The sequence below is a fragment of the Actinoplanes sp. NPDC051346 genome (assembly GCF_040682215.1).
Taxonomy (GTDB): Bacteria; Actinomycetota; Actinomycetes; order Mycobacteriales; family Micromonosporaceae; genus Actinoplanes.
In genome coordinates, this window is the sequence record NZ_JBFBAJ010000004.1 from 141,105 (window position 1) to 158,343 (window position 17,239).

The window sequence follows — 17,239 nt, forward strand, 5'->3', positions numbered from 1 at the left end:
GCCGCGTGAGGCGCGAAGTGCGTGGGTTCGCTGGCGTTGCGCCGAAGCGGGGAGGCTGACATGACCAGACGTTCGCGCCGCGCCGAGGCCCGCCGCAGGGCAGAGGCCTCGGCCAGAAACCAGGAGTACCGGTATTACGTTCATGTGGTCGATGAATGGGGGCTGGATGCTCCGTTGAGCGTCTTCCGCGTCGGCGGCGCGGTCGGCGAGGAGCAGGTCGGGCCTGGCGCGGTATGGAAGCCGACGACATACGCGTTGGAGCGAGCCACCCGCACCGCGGGATACAGCGCCGTCCCGGTGGACGCGGCCACCGCGCACCGATTGGCCGCTCGGTGGGCCTACACCTACCAGCGCATCGTTGAGCGTTCCTCCGGGCGTACGGTGGCGTACGCCCGGTCCTGGATTCTGCCGAGCCGTCGAATGATCCGGTTCGAGAATTCCACCTGCCATAGCGGAGTGTGGGAGTCGACGCGGCGGTTGTGGCGTATCGACACGGGCATCGATGACTACGATGTCGAGACGGTCGATGCCGCGACGGTCGAGGAGTACCTGCGCGACCTGCCGCGCGTGGAGTACCGCTACTTCGCGGTGGTCAATCGGCACGGAACCGACTTCAGTCTCCACGATCCGGCGGACGTGCTGAGGGTCCCCGCAGGGCAGGAGAGCGGCGTACGCGAGAGGCTGGGTGTCGGCTGGGAGCCCTACGACGTGATCGACGGCGTCCGGGGTCTGCGCGATGAAACCCTGCTGGAGATCGACGACGCGGTGGTCGCCGTCTTCCGCCGTCGGCGTTCTGAGGCCACCGAACCGTCGAAGCCGGATTACACCTACTATGCCCTGCTGCACGGGGGCGCGGAGTCGGTGAACGAGACGCAGACGGTCGTGCGGCAGTGGCGGGCTGGCACCCATCTGCATGAGGACGAACTCCGAGGTGGCCCCCAATGGGCCCGGGCGAATATGTCGGGCCGGGACACGCGGGCCACCGATCCCCAAGCCGTCGAAGTCTCGCCGGAGACCGTGGAGCGACTCAAGGCGCCCTGGCGCTACACGTACCACGAGATTCTGCGGCCCGATAGCGACCAGCCGATGGCTGTGGTGCGTCATTACGGCGCTTACGGCGGGCGCGAGGAAGCGGCGGTCGACTGGCCGGTCTGGTACCCGTCGCTCTGGCTCAAACAGATCGCGGAAGGCAAAGTCTCCTACCGCACCCGCGAGGTCGACGCCGAGGCAGTCGAACGATACCTTCGCCGGGCCGCGGCCGAACGGCCGGAATACCGCTACTTCGCCTTCCTGGACACGGACGACAGCATTGACTCCGCTGGGCACATGGCACGCATGCACTGCCGGGAGAACGGCGATCCCTGGAAGGAGGAGACGCCGCGGGACGACGGCAGTTGGGCACAAACACACCGACTGCTGGAGATCGACCATGGCAAGGGCAGATGGTGGATCGAACCGGTCGAGGTGCCACACTCGCTGTTCGAGCGCTACCGCGCAAAGCGTCAAGGAAACGCCTCAACCGGCACGGGCCGCTAGACAGAGCCGGTCACGATGCCGGGGCGGGAGAAGGACGGCTCCGCGACCGGACGGCCGAAGTGGTAGCCCTGCGCCAGCTCGTAGCCGAGTCGGTGCAGCTCGGCGGCCTGCTCCGCGGTCTCCACGCCCTCGGCGACGGCGGTCAGGCCGAGGCCGGCGCTGACCTGGATGAGCGCCGTGGCGATGACCGCGTGCCGCCCGGCCATCGTGATGGTGTCGACGAAGGACTTGTCCACCTTGATCACGTCGACGGGTACGGTCTGCAGCAGCCCGAGCGACGAGTGGCCGGTGCCGAAGTCGTCGAGGGCGATGGCGACACCCAGGTCGTGCAGGTCCTGCAGGGACTGCACGGCCTGGCCCCCGCCGAACACCGCGGTCTCGGTGACCTCGACGGCGAGCGCCTGCGCCGGCAGTCCCGTCTCGCGCAGCACGGCCTTGACCATCGTGGCGAATCCCGGTTCGGCGAGCTGCCGGGCCGAGACGTTGACGCTCATCCGCACCAGGGCCGCGGCGCCGTGCCGCGCGCGCCACTCCATCGCCTGGACGCAGGCCGTACGCATGATCCATTCGCCCAGCTCGACGATCAGGCCGTTGCGCTCGGCGGCGGGGATGAACCGGTCCGGCGGGATCACGCCGCGCTCCGGATGCTCCCAGCGCACCAGCGCCTCGACACCGACCGTGTGGCCGGCCGGGAGCGACACGATCGGCTGGTAGACCACGCGGAACTGCCCGGCGTCGAGGGCGGTGCGCAGCTCGGCCCCGGTCCGGGCCTGCTCGTCGGACATCTCGTCGAGGTGGGGGGTGTAGCGGCGGGGCCGGTCGCCGGTGGCCTTGGCGGCGTACATGGCGACGTCGGCGCGGCGCATCACCTCGTAGGGATCGCCCGTGCCGTCCCCGTCGGTGACGCCGATGCTGGCGCCGATGAGCAGTTCGTGTTCCCCGGCGGCGACCGGGACGTCGAGCGCCTCCGCGAGCCGGGCCACGATCTGGTCGGCCGCGTCGGAGGTCGCCCGGGGCATGAGGACGGCGAACTCGTCGCCGCCCATCCGTGCGACCAGGACGCCGTCCGGCAGCGCGGCGTTCAGCCGGTGCGCGACCACCGTGAGCAGGCGGTCGCCGACGCCGTGGCCGAGCCGGTCGTTGACGCCCTTGAAGTCGTCCAGGTCGAGCAGGGCCACCTGGATGCGCCCGGCCGCGAGGGCGGCGCCGAGCGCCTGCTCGAAGCGGCGCCGGTTCGCCAGCCCGGTGAGGTCATCGGCCATGGCCAGGGTCTCGAGCTGGTTCGCCTGGCGCTGGACCTGGCCGACGAAGCCCGACATGCGCACCACGACGAGCAGGAAGAGCAGCACCGCGCCGCCGGCGATGGTGAGCCGGTCGACCCCGTCGGCGCCGATGCCCGGGATGAACAGCAGGCCGGGCGCGAGCAGCGAGCACACGGCGAGCAGCGCCAGCCGGGCCCGGCCCACCCGGGCGTTGCCACCGTGCTCGGCGGCCGTGCCGGCGGCGCGCATCGAGGGGTGCAGCGCCGCGGCGCCCCACGAGACGTAGGACATCAGCCAGAACGCGTCCAGCGTCGCGCTGTCGACGTCGGAGTAGAGCGCCACCAGCGAGTAGGTCACGTCGCCGATGAGCAGCAACAGTGCGGCTATGCCGAGCAGCCGGATGCTCACCGAGAGGCGGCCGCTGCCGGTGTAGAAGCGGGCGAGCATGGCCAGCAGCAGCGCGTCGGAGGCGGGGTAGGCGACGCCGACCATCCGCTCGACGGTCGACGCGGTCGAGTCGGCGGCGATCGGGTGCATCACGAACACCCAGAACACCAGACCGAGACCGATCGCCACGATGGCGGCGTCGATCAGGGCCGCGAGGTCGCGGCCACCGCGCTCCCTGCCGCGGATCAGCATCAGCATCCCGGCCACGAGCATCGGGTACGCGCTGAGATAGACGACGTCCGCCGGTGACGGGTACGGCTCCTCGCCCAGGACGTACCGGTAGTACTCCCACACCAGGTCGCCGGCGGCCCAGGTGAGCTGGCCGGCGGCGAACCAGTACCACATCGCCGGGCGCAGGGACCGGTGCCTGCGCACGCCGACGATGATCATCGTGGCGGAGACCAGCCCGATGACGTTGTACGTGAGGTTCGAGGGAAGCCCGTCGTAGGGCATCAGGTAGTAGCCGGCCGTGGCGAGGACACCCGCCACGAGCCAGAGCCACCACCAGTGTTCACGCCGCACACCGTGCCATCGGCGGGGCCGCGGGTCAGATGAGGTGTCCATGGGTCAGGAGACCGCCGCCACGTCGGTGCCGCTGAACCGCGGCTCCGCGGACGGCTCGCCGAAGAGGTTGCCCTGCGCGAAGCGGTAGCCGAGCCGGTGCAGCTCCTCGGCCTGCTCGGCGGTTTCCACGCCCTCGGCAACGGCGGCCATGCCGAGACCGTCACTGACCTGCAGCAGCGCGGCGGCGATGACGGCGTGCCGGCCGGCCTGGGTGACCGAGGCGATGAAGGACCTGTCGACCTTGAGGACGTCGACGGGCAAGGTCTGCAGCAGGCCCAGCGAGGAGTGGCCGGTGCCGAAGTCGTCGAGGGCGACGGGTACGCCCAGGGCGCGCAGGTCCTCGATGGCCCGCACCGCCTGCCCGCCGTTCATGAGGGCGGTTTCGGTCACCTCGAGGGTCAGGTGTTCCGCGGAGAGGCGGGTCTCGGCCAGGATCGCCGCGACGAGCGCCGGGAAGCCGGGGTCCGCGAGCTGGCGGTCGGAGATGTTGACGTGCAGGCGGCCGGGTGCGGCCGGGCCGAGCGTCCGCAGCCACTCGGCGGCCTGCGCGCAGGCGTTGCGCAGGATCCGTTCGCCGAGCTCCACGATGAGGCCGCTGCGCTCGGCGCCCACCAGGAACTCGGCCGGCGAGACGGTGCCGCGGACGGGATGTTCCCAGCGCACGAGCGCCTCGACGGCGACCATCCGGTGGTCGGGCAGGGAGACGACGGGCTGGTAGACGAGGCGGAACTGGGCCTCGTCGAGGGCGGCGCGCAGCTCGGCGACGAGGTGGGCCTCCTCGGCCGCCTGCTCGTCCAGGTCGGGGCTGTAGCGGCGGTGGCGTTCGCCGGCCTGCTTCGCGGCGTACATCGCGACGTCCGCCCGGCGCAGCACCTCGTAGCCGTCGGTGGTGTCGGCGCCGTCCGCGGTGCCGATGCTGGCGCCGACCAGCAGGTCCTGGTCGTCGAGGGCGATGGGCTCGCGCAGGGCGGACGAGATCCGGCCGACGATCTGCTCCATGACGGCGGCCGACCCGGCGGGCACGAGCACCGCGAACTCGTCGCCGCCCATCCGCGCGACCAGGTCCCCGTCGCGCAGCGCGTCGAGCAGGCGGCCCGCGACCACGGTGAGCAGGCGGTCGCCGACGGCGTGTCCGAGCCGGTCGTTGACGTCCTTGAAGCCGTTCAGGTCGAGCACCGCCACCTGGGGCGAGCCGGCGGCGACCGCCTCGGCGAGGCGCTTCTCGAAGACCCGCCGGTTGGGCAGGCCGGTCAGCGCGTCGTGCAGGGCGAGGTCCTCGAGCTGGCCGGCCTGGTGCTGGATCTGCCGCACGAAGCCGGACATCCGGGCGAGGACCAGCAGGAACAGCAGCACCGCGCCGACGCCGATGGCCGGCCAGCTCACCTCGCCGGACCCGGTAGCGCCCTCGATGAACAGCAGTGCCGGAACCAGCAGCGTGCAGGCCGCCAGCAGGATCAGCCGGCCGTGTCCCAGGCGCTGGTCGACCGAGCGCGGCGGCGGGGCGGCCGCGCCGGTCGAGCGGTGCAGGGCGGCGGCGCCGTAGAGCACGTTCCCGACCATCCAGCCCGCCGAGATCGAGTCGTCCAGCCCGGGGGCGTACACGGTGACCAGCTGGAACGCCACGTCGGAGATGAGCATGGCGCCGGTGCCGGCGGTGATGAGCATGAGGCTGACGGAGGCCCGGCCGGTCCGGGTCAGCAGCCGCGCCACGAGCGCGAGCAGCAGCAGGTCGAAGGCCGGGTAGGCGGCACCGATCAGGCGTTCCAGCGGCGGGATGGACGCGTCCGCCGCGACCGGGCCGATGACGAACACCCACCACACCAGTCCCAGCCCGGTCGCGATGATCGCGGCGTCGAGCCGTCCCGCCAGGTCGCGGAGCATCTGCTGCCGGCGCGCGAGCATGATCGTGCTGACGATCAGCAACGGACACGAGGCGAGATAGAAGACATCGGCCAGGGAGGGGAACGGGTCCCGGTGCAGGACGTGCAGGTCGATGTCGTAGCTGATGTCGCCGGCCATCCGGAAGAACACCGAGCCGGCGAAGGCGTACCACGCCAGGCGCAGTTCCGGCCGGTTGCGCCGGACGCCGGCGAGGACCGCCACCAGGGTGGCGGCCGCCAGGACATCCCACACCCAGGCGGCCGCGACGGTGTCGGGGCCCAGCATCGGGTACGCGACGCAGGTCAGCAGTCCCGCTGCCGTCCACGCCGCGACCGTCCGGTCGACCCGTACTCTCCGCACGTCAGGTCATCGGCGGCGGCCTGGGACACCTGAGGGTTCGCCTCAGGCGGGCATGGCGCGCTCCAGCAGGACGTCGGTGCCGACGGCGGACGGCAGGGTGCCGAAGGTACGGCCCCAGTCGCCGGCGAGCCGGCTCGCGCAGAAGGCGTCGGCAACTTCGGCGGGGGCGTAGCGCACCAGCAGGGAGCCTTGCAACACGACCGCCATCCGCTCGACCGCGCGCCGCGCCTGGAACTCCAGGTCGTCGCCGCCGAGCAGAGCGCTCAGGCCCGCCGCGGCCTCGTCGAGGCGCCTGTCCGCGCCCGAGGCCGCCGCGACCTCGGCCCGGAACGCGTCCAGGCTGGCCGGGTCGCGGCGCAGCGCCCGCAGCACGTCCAGGGCCTGCACGTTGCCGGAGCCCTCCCAGATGGAGTTCAGCGGGGCGTCACGATACAGCCGGGGCAGGCCGGACTCCTCGACGTAACCGTTGCCACCGAGGCATTCGAGCGCCTCACCCACCACGGCGGGCTGACGTTTGCACACCCAGAACTTGCCGACCGCCACCGCCAGGCGGCCGAACGCGCGCTCGGCGTCGTCGCCGCGTACCCCTCGGTCGACGGCCCCGGCCAGCCGCAGAGCCAGCGCGGTCGCCGCCTCGGTCTCCACCGCCAGGTCCGCGCAGACGTTGCGCATCAGCGGCTTGTCGATCAGCCGGCCGCCGAAGGCGGACCGGTGCCGCACGTGGTGCAGCGCCTGGACCAGCGCGGCGCGCATCCCGGACGCCGAGCCCGTCACGCAGTCGAGCCGGGTCATCGCGACCATCTCGATGATCGTGCGGACGCCCTGGCCCTCGTCGCCGACCCGCCACGCCACGGTCTCGTCGAACTCGGGCTCGCTGCTGGCGTTGCTGCGGTTGCCGAGCTTGTCCTTGAGCCGCTGGATCCGGAACGTGTTGCGGGTGCCGTCGGGCAGCACCCGCGGCACGAGGAAGCACGTCAGCCCGGCCGGCGCCTGCGCGAGCACCAGGAACAGGTCGCACATCGGCGCGCTGGTGAACCACTTGTGGCCGCGCAGCCGGTAGGTGCCGTCGGCGGTCGGGGTGGCCGTCGTCGAGTTCGCCCGCACGTCCGAGCCCCCCTGCTTCTCGGTCATCCCCATGCCGGCGAGCAGGCCGCGCTTGGCCCCCGGGGTCCGCAGCCCCGGATCGTAGGCGCGGCTGGTGAGCAGCGGCTCGTAGGCGGCGGCCAGCTCCGGGGCGTGGCGCAGAGCGGGCACCACCGCGTACGTCATCGAGACGGGGCAGGAGTGGCCGGCCTCGACCTGACTCCAGGTGAACAACCCGGCGGCCCGGGCCACGTGCGCACCCGGCCGCGAATCGGCCCACGGCGTGCCGGCCAGCCCCTCGCTCACGGCGACGTCCATCAGCCGGTGCCAGGACGGGTGGAACTCCACCTCGTCGAGGCGGTGGCCGTAGCGGTCGTGGGTCAGCAGCCGAGGCTCGTGCCGGTTGGCCTCGTCGGCCCAGCGCCGCGGCTCGGCCTCCCCGCTGAGCTTGCCGAGCCGGTGCAGATCGTCGACGGCCCATCCGGCGCCTTCCCGCTCGACGGCCTCGAGCAACGCCGCGTCCGCGGCGACGTCGTAGCCGGTGAGCGGCGGGGGCTGGTTGACGACCTCGTGGGTGGAAACAGTCACGTGCCGAATCTAGACCGGATCCCGGCGCCCCGCGACGGCCGGTGCCGTGGTCGAATGCCCGTTGCTGAGCTCTCAGGGCCGGGGTCTGAGCAGGGTGATGCGCGAGGCGCCCAGCTCCGTGACGTAGAGGTTGCCCCGCCCGGTGTCCTGGACGAGGTCGAGCGGCTGGCTGAAGCCGGTGAACCCGGTGATGCCGGTCGTTCGGTCGCTCAGCGTCCCGTCCGCCGCCACGTCGAAGGTCTCGATGTCCTGGCCGGCGGAGTAGCGGACCACCAGAAGCTTGCCGTCGAGGGCCCCGCCGCGATACTCGATCGCTCCGTTCGCGGAGGCGTGCAGCCCGGCGTCGTAGGTGCCGGCGAGGTCGAAGGTCGGGTCGGGCCGGGTTCCGGCCGGGTAGGCGGGCACCTCGAACGGGTCCGCCGCCGCGGTCGGGTTGCCACCGGCCAGGACCCACTCGCAGCGCAGCGGGTTCGGGTGGCCGTAGTAGCGGCCCGGCTTCACGTCGAAGACGTAGTCGGTCTCGGCCGTCGGCACGCCGGTCAGCGCCGGCACCGCCGGTCCGGTGTAGCCGCGGCGGGCGCAGGCCGGCGGCAGCGGGGACGGCGTCGCCGGGGTGTTGCCGCCGGCCGCCGAGCCGTTCGTGGGGACGTACAGGTGGCCGTTGCGGTGCCAGACCAGGTCGTAGGCGTTGCGGACCCCGGTGGCGTGGATGGTCAGCGGGGCGCCGGCCGCGTACGGGTCGTAGGTCCCGCCGTCCGCCGTCCGCACGTCCAGCGCGGCGGCGCCGAGCCGGGCGGTGTCGAGCCGCAACACCGCCGCGCTCAGCAGTTGCTCCGGACGGTTGCCCCAGGTGGAGTCCGGCGCGCCCATGGCGTTGTTCGCGCCCTGGGTGACGTACAGGGCGCCGTCCGGACCGAAGGCCAGCGAATTGGTCTCGTGGTCCTTCACCGAGCGGGGCAGGTTCACCACCCTCGGCGTGTACGTTCCCAGGTCGGTGCCGGACAGCCGGCCGATCCGCCCGGACCACTCCGGCACGTTCAACGGCCCCGTGTACTGGTAGTTGTCGGTCACCCAGAGGCCGCCCGCCGGGTCGAACGCCATGCCGATGATCGTGCGGGCGGGAGCGCCCGGCAGCCCGAGCGCGGCCGCGTTGTCGCGCACCGCCGTGATGGTCGTGGCGGCGCCCAGGGTGCCGTCGGCGTTGATCGGGAACCGGAAGACGCGCCCGTCGAGCGTGCCCGCGTACAAGCGGCCGTCGGGTCCCTTCACCACCGTCGTGTACGGCGCGCCGGTCGCCACCCCGACGACCTTGTCGAAGGCCGCCGGGCCGCCGGGCCCGCCGCCGCTGCCGGTGGTGAAGACGATCGAGTACGGCTGGAACGCCCGCCCGCTCACGTCGCGGACCCCGGAGGTCAGCGAGAACCGGTAGGCGGTGTTCGCCGCCAGCGCGGCCGTGGGGGACAGGTTGACCACGTCCCCACCGCCACTGGTGATCACGGTGGCGGGCACCGCCACGCCGTCGCGTACCCGGGTCAGCCGGACCGTCGAGCCGGTCAGGGTGGCCGGGTCGACGCCGCCGTTCGGCAGAATCAGATCCTCGACGACGCTGGTGGTGGGCGCTACCCCGGTCGCCCCGTTCGCCGGCGTGCTGGTCCGCACCGCCGGCATCAACCCCGAGCCCGGCACCTCGGCGATGTCCACATAGTTCAGTTTCGTGTTGCTGCCCCCGGCGGCACTGAGCGTGAGGCGTCCATCGGTCACCCGGACCGTCCGGGTGGCCGACGCGTGCCGCGTCGAGGACGTCGGCACGAAGGCCGCGACGGCGTTCTGGTCCTCGATGCTGAGCCAGTGCGCGCTGTCCACCGCCGTGCCGGAGTCACCCACCACGACCGTCACCGCGTAGGCGCCGGCGGGCACCGCGACCTCCCACGAGCCCGGCGTGGTGACACCGGGCGAACCCGCGGGAAGCTGCAGGTGCATGAGCGTCGCCAGGCGTACGTCCGGCTGGCCGGCACCCGGATTGCGATTGCGCCCGTTCCCGACCAGGCTCAGCGGCGTCGACGTCCCCACCCGCACCCAGCCGAACCCTCGGGACGCCGCGTAGGCCTCCCCGAAGTCACGCACATACCCGGCGGGCGGGGCGGTGGCCGCATCGGAGAAGTTCACCTTCAACGCGAAGCCCGCGGACGCCGCGGGAGCCGGCGCGGCGACGGCCAGGGGCGCGACGAGCGCGGCCACGGCTACACTCCACAGACGACGGTTGTCCATCCACCTATCTGAGCACGGCGCCGACTCGGGTCGCCTGTCGGAAATCTGCGGCGGCCGGCGGCGCGCCGGGTCATGATGGCGAGATGATCACACGCACGGCTCTTCCTGCCCTGGCCGCCCTGGTCGTCCTGGGGCCGCTCAGCTGCGGAAAACCGGACAGCGGCCGCTCATCCGCCCCGGCAACCGTGCCACCCGGCTGCGACCTCTCCGGCGCCCGCGTGGAGTGGTCCGGCCACACCACCCAGCCGACGCTCACCCGGGTCTACCTCGACTCAGGGAAGGGCGTCTCCGAGACCAGCACGGTCGTCCTCGACGAGCCCTTCACCCCCGCCGTCACGGGCGTGGCCGCACCGGCGGACTGGCTGCCGCGGCTCGCCAGGTCGCTCAGCGCCGAAACCGGCGACGAGATCCACGTCGAGTCGCCGGTCCAGAAGGACGGCCGCATCGGCTTCGGAGGCCAGGTGGACGACCCCACCATCCGGGAAACCCTTTCTTACCAGGGGGTGCAGGCCGTCTCGGCCGACTTCTCCGTCTCGTGCGAGCAGCCGGTGCGGGGAACCCTCACCGCCTGGACCTCCATGTCCGTGGGCGGCGTGACCTGCAGCCAGATCGAGCCCCCCGCCGAGGAGCTCGGCCGGCTCGCGCGCCGCTACTGCCCGAGAACGCCGACCCCCGGGCCGCCGAGCGAAGCCGTCCCGTTCGACTGACGGCTTCACCCGTCGCGCGCCGCCAGGAGGGCGAACTCGCCGAGTTCGCGGTCGGGAACCGCGCCACCCAGCGCGAACCGCATCGTGCGGCGCAGGCCGGCGTCCCCGAAGGGCAGCAACGCGACCGCGACCAGCAACACCCGCAACCGGCGGCGTCCGACCCCGCTCGGCGCGAGCAACGCCAGCCGATTCACCCGACGCGGGCGGCGCACGGCGTAATCCAGCGCGAGCCAGCCGCCCAGCGAAACCCCCAGGAACGCGGCCGCGTCGAGGCCGAGCGCGTCGAGCACATCGTCGAGCCACTCGGCGTACGCGGGCGACCCGAGCGGCGGGCGCGCCGGTGCGCTCAAACCGGCCTCCCCGATCACGTCGACGGCATGCACCCGCAGCCGCTGAGAGAGCCCCTCGATCTGCCGCACCACATCGCCGTGGTGGCGCCCGACCCCTGCAACGCCACGACCGGCGGCGCGTCCACCGGCCCGCTCGACACGACGAACGTGTCACCCGCCGAGTTAGCGACGGTGCGCGCCTCATGCGGCACGGGCCAGGTCCCCAGCAACTCCCGGTAACGCTGCGCGACGGCGGCCGCCCCGGCGGGGGTGCGAAAGTTCGCGACTCGCTCGTTCGGTGGGCCGGTAACAGGCGGATTCATCGACGGAACGTATAACCCGTACTCGCGCGGGGACAGGGAATTTCGACGACCGGCGGGCGTGAGGGCTAGCGGAGACGACGAGAAATCAAGTCACGGGTCTTCTCGGAGAGCTGCGTCGCCACGAAGTTGTTGAGACGCTCCGGGTCGGGCTCGATCCGACGGGCCTCTTCGCGATCCTCCCAAGTGTTGTAGTCGTCCGGGTCGGCGGCCGTGATGACGCCGATCCCATGTGTGCGGGCAGCCTCCGCAACGTCAGCGACATCTTCTTCGAGCTGCTCCGCTTGGTCGGCGGGAACGTGGAGCAGCACGTAGGAATGGGTGGCTGAACGGCGGTGTGCAAGGGCCTCGTATACCGCCTGGACATTGATGGCGTTGGCGGCCTTTATTTCAAAGGACGCGACTTCTAGATACTTCCCAGGTACGAAAGCAAAGGTACGTACCTCGACGCTCACGATGTCCGGTCGCGACCAGGTACCGCCGGTCGAACGGCGACCCTGCAGGGCGGTTATCTCCACAGCTAAGGGATCGCGCCGGTGGTCCTTTGCCCAGTCGTTCGCGATGACGTGACGCATCGGATCGTAGAGGGCGAGCTCGTTCTTGATGACCGCTTCGACGGTGGCAGCAGTGGTCGCCACGTCGGAGGTCGTCTCGACAACAACGGCGACGGTCCTCTCCTCAGCCGGCGAATCCGTCGCGACGCGCCGTACTACGCCGCCCCTGCCTCTGCCTCGTACGATCAGAGTCGCATCGACCAGTGCGTCGCGAGCGTGGAAGTAGCGGTCGCTATCCCATCCGAGCTTCTTCTGGAGTGTGGGATTGCTGGCAGCCGTTCCATCTGGCGGAAGCGCCAGGAAGAGCGCCTGCTGGTCGCCGTGGAGCGTCGCGGGATCCACCGTCATGGCGAAAATCTTATGGGCGTCCTGGAGGGACCGCGGCCTAAAGGCACAGCTTCACTCGCTGGAGCCGAACGTCCAAATTCTGCGTGAGCGCAGCTTGAATCGCCCCACGTGTGGGCCCGGGTCGGACCGCCCACGCCTTTGGTCATGGCCGCTACCTCACGGCTCGGACACGAACGTAACCGTGGCGCCAGCGGCCGCCGATTCCGTTCTTCGAGCGAGCACGGTATGCGGCTGCCACCCGCCGCTCGCCCTTCAGCCCTCGCCGGGTGAGCCGACCCAGTCTGTCGCCGACCCGCGAGCCAGCGACCTCGGCGACGAACCCACCCAGCAGGCTGAACACGGCACTCAGCGTAGCCAGTTTCACCGTCGGTAGGCCGGAACAGTCGATCGGACAGCTGCCTTACGACTCCGGCGTCGCGTCAGGGGCCAGGGCGGCGAGGCGGGCGCGGGTGGTGTCGTCGCAGAGTGCGCCGGCGAGGCCCGCTCGGTAGGCGGCTTCGGCCGTGACGCCGAGGTCGGCGGCGATCGCGTACTCGGTGGACAGGTCGGTGTCGAAGAGCGCCGGGTCGTCGGTGGAGATGGAGCAGGGGATGCCGGCCGCCACGAGGTGGGGGAGGGGGTGGTCGGCGCCGGTGACGCCGAGGCGGCGGTTCGAGGTGGGGCAGATGTCCAGGACGATGCGGCGGTCGGCGAGTTCGGCGAGCAGGTGCGGGTCTTCGACGGCGCGGATGCCGTGTCGCAGCCGGCTCGCTCCCATCAGCAGCGCGGAGCGGATCGAGGCGGGGCCGGCGAGTTCGCCGGCGTGGGGCACGAGGCCCAGGCCGCCGTCGGCGGCGATGCGCATCGCCTCGGCGTGCGGGGCGTCCGGGTGACGGCCCTCGAAGCCGGCGAGGCCGAAACCGACCACCCCGCGGTCGGCGAACCGCACCGCCGCGCGCGCCACCGCGACGCCGAACTCGGGGTCGCAGCCCCGGTACTGTTCCGGTGTCAGCCGGACGGTCACACCGTGGAGTTGCTCGGCCTCGGCGGCGCCGGCGCAGTATCCCTCGAACATGGCGTCGAGCCCGATCTCGGCGACCTGTTCCGGCTGGGGCGTGAAGATGCCCTCCACATAGACGGCGCCGTGCCGCCGTGCCTCCCCGGCGTAGTCCACGACGATCTGTCGGAGGTCGTCCGGCGTCCGCAGGCATCCGGCGATCAGGTTCCACACCTCGAGGAAGTGGGCGAAGTCGCGGAAGCTGAACAGGCGGGCCAGCGACAGTGGATCGTCCGTCGGCAGCGTCACCCGGTTCCGGCGGGCGAGCCGCAGCAGGGTGGCGGGCCGGACGGAGCCCTCCAGATGCAGATGCAGTTCGATCTTCGGAGTCACGCGGCATTGTGGCACGCGTGAGTACGGGTACCCATCCGGCGCGGTCGATCAATAGGCACAATGGGCGCCATGTCACTCTTGCGACGGCGGATCGCCGTCACCGTCCTGCTCGCGGCCGCGGCGATCCCGATCACCGCCGCTACCGGGTACGCCATGGCCGATCGCCGCGGCGGTGCGGTGTCCGACCGGGCCCGGTGACGTGCTGCACCGGATCCAGCAGACGAACCTGTGGGGGCCGCACAGCACATTGCTCTCGCGGGACTGGGACAACACCGACCGGATGGACACCTATGTCATCGGTGTCGCCGGGGACTACCTCGTGGTCGTGATGGACACCGGCGACGGTCGCGGCGCCACCGGCGATCTGACCGTCACCTCCGGCCTCGGCACCGCCGCCGTTCGGCGGGCCGGCGGCGATCCCTCGCCCGTCCCCTCGCCGAGCGCCACCACGCCCGCTCCCGGCACGCGCTGGATCACCACGGAGGCGGAGGTGACGATTCCTCGTGGGACCTCAAGGGCTGCGACGGCGAGTGGGCGGTGCTGGACATCGACACCGCCGCCGGCGCGTGCGGGCCGGTCGACGGGGGTACGCGTCCGGGCTGCACGGCCGAGCCCCGGGTCAGCCGCTACTTCCTGCGCTTCGATCGTGGTTGGAAGACCGTCGACAGGTCGAAGGGCGCGGGATGCGCGGGCGTGCACGCCGTCGCACCCGAGTTCCCCACGGCGCTCTGCAAGGGGCTCAGCAGGGCGTGATTCACTCGTGGGCGCGGCGCTCCAGGAACTCGTAGACGTCCTGGGCGTCGACGCCCGGGAACGTGCCCGGGGGCAGTGCCGCCAGCAGGTGGGAGTGCACCCGGGCGCTCGGCCAGGCGCTTCCGGCCCACTGCTTCACCAGGTTGGCCGGCGGGCGGCGGCAGCAGTCCGGGTCGGGGCAGCGGGACGTCGTCCGGCGGGTGGTGTCGCCGCCGCGGAACCACCGGGCGTGCTCGTACGGCGTCCCGACCGTCACCGAGAACTCCCCGGACCGCGTCGACTCGACGTGCACCGTGCACCAGTACGTGCCGCCGACGGTGTCGGTGAACTGGTAGAAGGACGAGTACGGGTCGTCCGCCTGGAAGACCGTGCGGGAGGCCCAGTTGCGGCAGACCGGCTGTCCCTCGATCGCGCCGGTCACGTCCGCGGGGAAGCGCACGCCGTCGTTCTCGTACGCCTTGTAGACCAGGCCGCTCTCGTGCACCCGGCAGAAGTGGACCGGGATGCCGAAGTGGTGGGTCGCCAGGTTGGTGAACCGGTGCGCCGCCGTCTCGTAGGAGACGCCGAAGGCGTCGCGGAAGTCGTCGATGGCCAGGGCGCGGTCGGCCTTCGCGTCGCGCAGGAAGTCGACGGCGAACTTCTCCGGCATCAGCAGGGCGGCCGCGAAGTAGTTGGCCTCCACCCGCTGGCGCAGGAAGTCGCCGTAGTCGGACGGGTCCTCGTGGCCGAGCACGAAGTGGCCTAGCGTCTGCAGGACCACCGCGCGCGGGTCGTGGCCCTTGTTGCTCGCCACCTGGGGGAGGTAGATGCGGTGGTTGCGCAGGTCGGTGACCGACCGGGTCGAGTCCGGCAGGTCGGGCACGTAGTGCAGGGTGAAGCCGAGTTGTGCGGCGATGTCCAGAATGCCGCGTTGGGACAGCGGGCCGGTGGTGTGCCGCACCGACTGCAGGATCTTGGCCGCCGCCTCTTCGATGTGCGGGAAGTAGTTGTCGCGTTCGCGCATCCGTTCGCGCAGTTGATGGTTGGCCCGGCGGGCGACCTCCGGGGTCGCGCTCTGCTCGGTCAGCACCCGGGTCAGCTCGCGGTGCAGGCCGATGAGCGATTCCAGGGCGTCGGCGGGCAGGCGCCGCCCGGCGCGCACGAGGGGCAGGCCGAGCGCCTGGTAGGCCGGTTCGCGTTGGAAGTGGGCCAGCTCGATCTCCAGCCCGGCGCGCCGGCTCGGCGCCTCGGGTCGCAACAGATCCTGCATCGGTACGCCCAGAGCACCCGCGATCGCCTGCAGCACGCTGAGCTTCGGCTCGCGTTTGCCGTTCTCGATGAGGGAGAGCTGCGAGGGCGCCCGCCCGACCGCCGCGCTGAGCTGGTCGAGGGTCATGTTCTTCGACCGCCGCAGGTGTCGCAGCCGTTGGCCGAGCGTCACGAGGTCGACCGAGCCGTCGGAAGATGAAGCCGTCACGGGTTTTTACGTTAGCAGAAGATTCTCAATTCTTCTCCTCACAAACGCCTTCTTGGGGGGTTGCGGAGTGCGCGAGAGTCAAGTTCTTCCCGCACGGAGCAGGGGCTGGAAAGGAAACTTGAGATGACTGATCAGCTGACCGACGTCAGGGGCGGTACCGCCGCGGACCTCACTCGGGCATGGGCCGGCGATCCCCGATGGCTCGGCATCAAGCGCGATTACACCGCGCAGGACGTCGTTCGCCTTCGTGGCAGCCTGCAGGAACGGCACACCCTCGCCGAGCGCGGCGCCCAGCGGCTCTGGGACCTGCTGCACTCCGAGGACTACATCAACGCCCTCGGCGCCCTCACCGGCGGCCAGGCGGTGCAGATGGTCCGCGCCGGACTGAAGGCGATCTACCTCTCCGGCTGGCAGGTCGCGGCCGACGCGAACCTGTCCGGCCACACCTACCCGGACCAGAGCCTCTACCCGGCCAACTCGGTGCCGGCCGTGGTGCGCCGGATCAACAACGCGCTGCTGCGCACCGACCAGATCGAGGTGGCCGCCGGCCGCACCGACAAGGACTGGTTCGCGCCGATCGTCGCCGACGCCGAGGCCGGCTTCGGTGGCCCGCTCAACGCGTTCGAGCTGATGAAGGCGATGATCGCCGCCGGTGCCGCGGGTGTGCACTGGGAGGACCAGCTGGCCTCCGAGAAGAAGTGCGGTCACCTGGGTGGCAAGGTGCTCATCCCGACCCAGCAGCACATCCGCACGCTGAACGCCGCCCGCCTCGCCGCGGACGTCTCCGGCGTGGCGAGCCTCGTCATCGCCCGCACCGACGCGCTCGCCGCGGACCTGCTCACCACCGACGTGGACGAGCGTGACAAGCCGTTCCTGACCGGCGAGCGCACCGCGGAGGGCTTCTTCCGGGTCCGCCCGGGCGAGGACGCCGCGATCGCCCGTGGTGTCGCGTACGCCGACTACGCCGACCTGCTCTGGGTCGAGACCGGCAAGCCGGACCTGGAGTTCGCCAAGCGCTTCGCCGAGGCCGTGCACGCCAAGCACCCGAACAAGATGCTGGCGTACAACTGCTCGCCGTCGTTCAACTGGAAGCGCAACCTGGACGACTCGACCATCGCCCGGTTCCAGAAGGAGCTCGGCGCGATGGGCTACAAGTTCCAGTTCGTCACGCTGGCCGGCTTCCACGCCCTCAACCACTCGATGTTCGAGCTGGCCAAGGGCTACTCGACCACCGGCATGAGCGCGTACGTGAAGCTGCAGGAGGCCGAGTTCGCGGCCGAGACCGACGGCTACACCGCGACCAAGCACCAGGCCGAGGTCGGCACCGGCTACTTCGACGCGGTCTCGACCGCGCTGAACCCGGAGAGCTCCACCACCGCGCTGTCGGGCTCGACCGAGGAAGAGCAGTTCTGAC

At 71.4% G+C, this 17,239-nt stretch carries 13 protein-coding genes; 5 read left to right on the top strand and 8 right to left on the bottom strand.

Annotated elements, in window-relative coordinates; genetic code table 11:
• The first annotated feature begins 60 nt into the window (after window positions 1-60).
• Window positions 61-1,536, top strand: a complete 1,476-nt coding sequence (locus tag AB0M36_RS11960; protein WP_364155636.1) for a hypothetical protein — start codon at window positions 61-63, stop codon at window positions 1,534-1,536.
• On the opposite strand, the gene AB0M36_RS11965 is transcribed toward AB0M36_RS11960, so the two are convergent.
• From AB0M36_RS11965 to AB0M36_RS11980, 4 genes are all read right to left on the bottom strand, one after another.
• Window positions 1,533-3,809, bottom strand: a complete 2,277-nt coding sequence (locus AB0M36_RS11965) for a bifunctional diguanylate cyclase/phosphodiesterase (protein WP_364155638.1) — start codon at window positions 3,807-3,809, stop codon at window positions 1,533-1,535. The genes AB0M36_RS11960 and AB0M36_RS11965 overlap by 4 nt on opposite strands.
• A 3-nt stretch (window positions 3,810-3,812) precedes the next feature.
• Window positions 3,813-6,050, bottom strand: a complete 2,238-nt coding sequence (locus tag AB0M36_RS11970) for an EAL domain-containing protein (protein WP_364155640.1) — start codon at window positions 6,048-6,050, stop codon at window positions 3,813-3,815.
• Between the two features lie 42 nt (window positions 6,051-6,092).
• A complete protein-coding gene (locus AB0M36_RS11975; protein WP_364155642.1) occupies window positions 6,093-7,721 on the bottom strand; it encodes an isovaleryl-CoA dehydrogenase in 1,629 nt (542 codons plus the stop codon).
• A 72-nt stretch (window positions 7,722-7,793) separates the two neighbouring features.
• Window positions 7,794-9,989: an Ig-like domain-containing protein gene (locus AB0M36_RS11980; RefSeq protein WP_364155644.1), complete on the bottom strand. Its 2,196-nt coding sequence runs from the start codon at window positions 9,987-9,989 to the stop codon at window positions 7,794-7,796.
• Window positions 9,990-10,072: 83 nt separating this feature from the next.
• Between AB0M36_RS11980 and AB0M36_RS11985 the strand changes: the two genes are divergently transcribed.
• Window positions 10,073-10,696, top strand: a complete 624-nt coding sequence (locus tag AB0M36_RS11985; protein ID WP_364155646.1) for a hypothetical protein — start codon at window positions 10,073-10,075, stop codon at window positions 10,694-10,696.
• A 5-nt stretch (window positions 10,697-10,701) separates the two neighbouring features.
• Here AB0M36_RS11985 and AB0M36_RS11990 read toward each other — a convergent pair whose 3' ends face one another.
• The 3 genes from AB0M36_RS11990 to add form a co-directional block, all read right to left on the bottom strand.
• Window positions 10,702-11,118 (bottom strand): alpha/beta fold hydrolase, encoded by a 417-nt coding sequence (locus AB0M36_RS11990; protein WP_364155647.1) that lies wholly within the window; start codon window positions 11,116-11,118, stop codon window positions 10,702-10,704.
• Between the two features lie 295 nt (window positions 11,119-11,413).
• The gene (locus tag AB0M36_RS11995) at window positions 11,414-12,247 is read right to left on the bottom strand and encodes a hypothetical protein (protein WP_364155649.1); all 834 of its coding nucleotides are present in this window, start codon (window positions 12,245-12,247) and stop codon (window positions 11,414-11,416) included.
• A 400-nt stretch (window positions 12,248-12,647) separates the two neighbouring features.
• Entirely contained in the window at window positions 12,648-13,616 is a 969-nt protein-coding gene (add, locus tag AB0M36_RS12000) for an adenosine deaminase (protein ID WP_364155651.1), read from the bottom strand.
• Between the two features lie 69 nt (window positions 13,617-13,685).
• On the opposite strand from add, the gene AB0M36_RS12005 reads away from it, so the two are divergent.
• Both AB0M36_RS12005 and AB0M36_RS12010 read left to right on the top strand, forming a co-directional pair.
• The gene (locus AB0M36_RS12005; protein WP_364155653.1) at window positions 13,686-13,814 is read left to right on the top strand and encodes a hypothetical protein; all 129 of its coding nucleotides are present in this window, start codon (window positions 13,686-13,688) and stop codon (window positions 13,812-13,814) included.
• A gap of 339 nt (window positions 13,815-14,153) precedes the next feature.
• Entirely contained in the window at window positions 14,154-14,369 is a 216-nt protein-coding gene (locus AB0M36_RS12010; RefSeq protein ID WP_364155655.1) for a hypothetical protein, read from the top strand.
• Between the two features lies 1 nt (window position 14,370).
• Here AB0M36_RS12010 and AB0M36_RS12015 read toward each other — a convergent pair whose 3' ends face one another.
• Entirely contained in the window at window positions 14,371-15,825 is a 1,455-nt protein-coding gene (locus AB0M36_RS12015) for a helix-turn-helix domain-containing protein (RefSeq protein WP_364155657.1), read from the bottom strand.
• Between the two features lie 123 nt (window positions 15,826-15,948).
• On the opposite strand from AB0M36_RS12015, the gene aceA reads away from it, so the two are divergent.
• Window positions 15,949-17,238 carry an isocitrate lyase gene (gene aceA / locus AB0M36_RS12020; RefSeq protein ID WP_364155659.1) on the top strand — a complete coding sequence of 430 codons (1,290 nt, stop codon included), beginning with the start codon at window positions 15,949-15,951 and terminating at the stop codon, window positions 17,236-17,238.
• Window position 17,239 lies beyond the last annotated feature (1 nt).

Excerpts from the sequence above, each read along its gene's own strand:
- AB0M36_RS11960 (WP_364155636.1), top strand. The coding sequence starts at position 61 with ATGACCAGACGTTCGCGCCGCGCCGAGGCCCGCCGCAGGGCAGAGGCC.
- AB0M36_RS11965 (WP_364155638.1), bottom strand. The coding sequence starts at position 3,809 with ATGGACACCTCATCTGACCCGCGGCCCCGCCGATGGCACGGTGTGCGG.
- AB0M36_RS11980 (WP_364155644.1), bottom strand. The coding sequence starts at position 9,989 with ATGGACAACCGTCGTCTGTGGAGTGTAGCCGTGGCCGCGCTCGTCGCG.
- AB0M36_RS11985 (WP_364155646.1), top strand. The coding sequence starts at position 10,073 with ATGATCACACGCACGGCTCTTCCTGCCCTGGCCGCCCTGGTCGTCCTG.
- AB0M36_RS11995 (WP_364155649.1), bottom strand. The coding sequence starts at position 12,247 with ATGACGGTGGATCCCGCGACGCTCCACGGCGACCAGCAGGCGCTCTTC.
- AB0M36_RS12005 (WP_364155653.1), top strand. The coding sequence starts at position 13,686 with ATGTCACTCTTGCGACGGCGGATCGCCGTCACCGTCCTGCTCGCGGCC.
- aceA (WP_364155659.1), top strand. The coding sequence starts at position 15,949 with ATGACTGATCAGCTGACCGACGTCAGGGGCGGTACCGCCGCGGACCTC.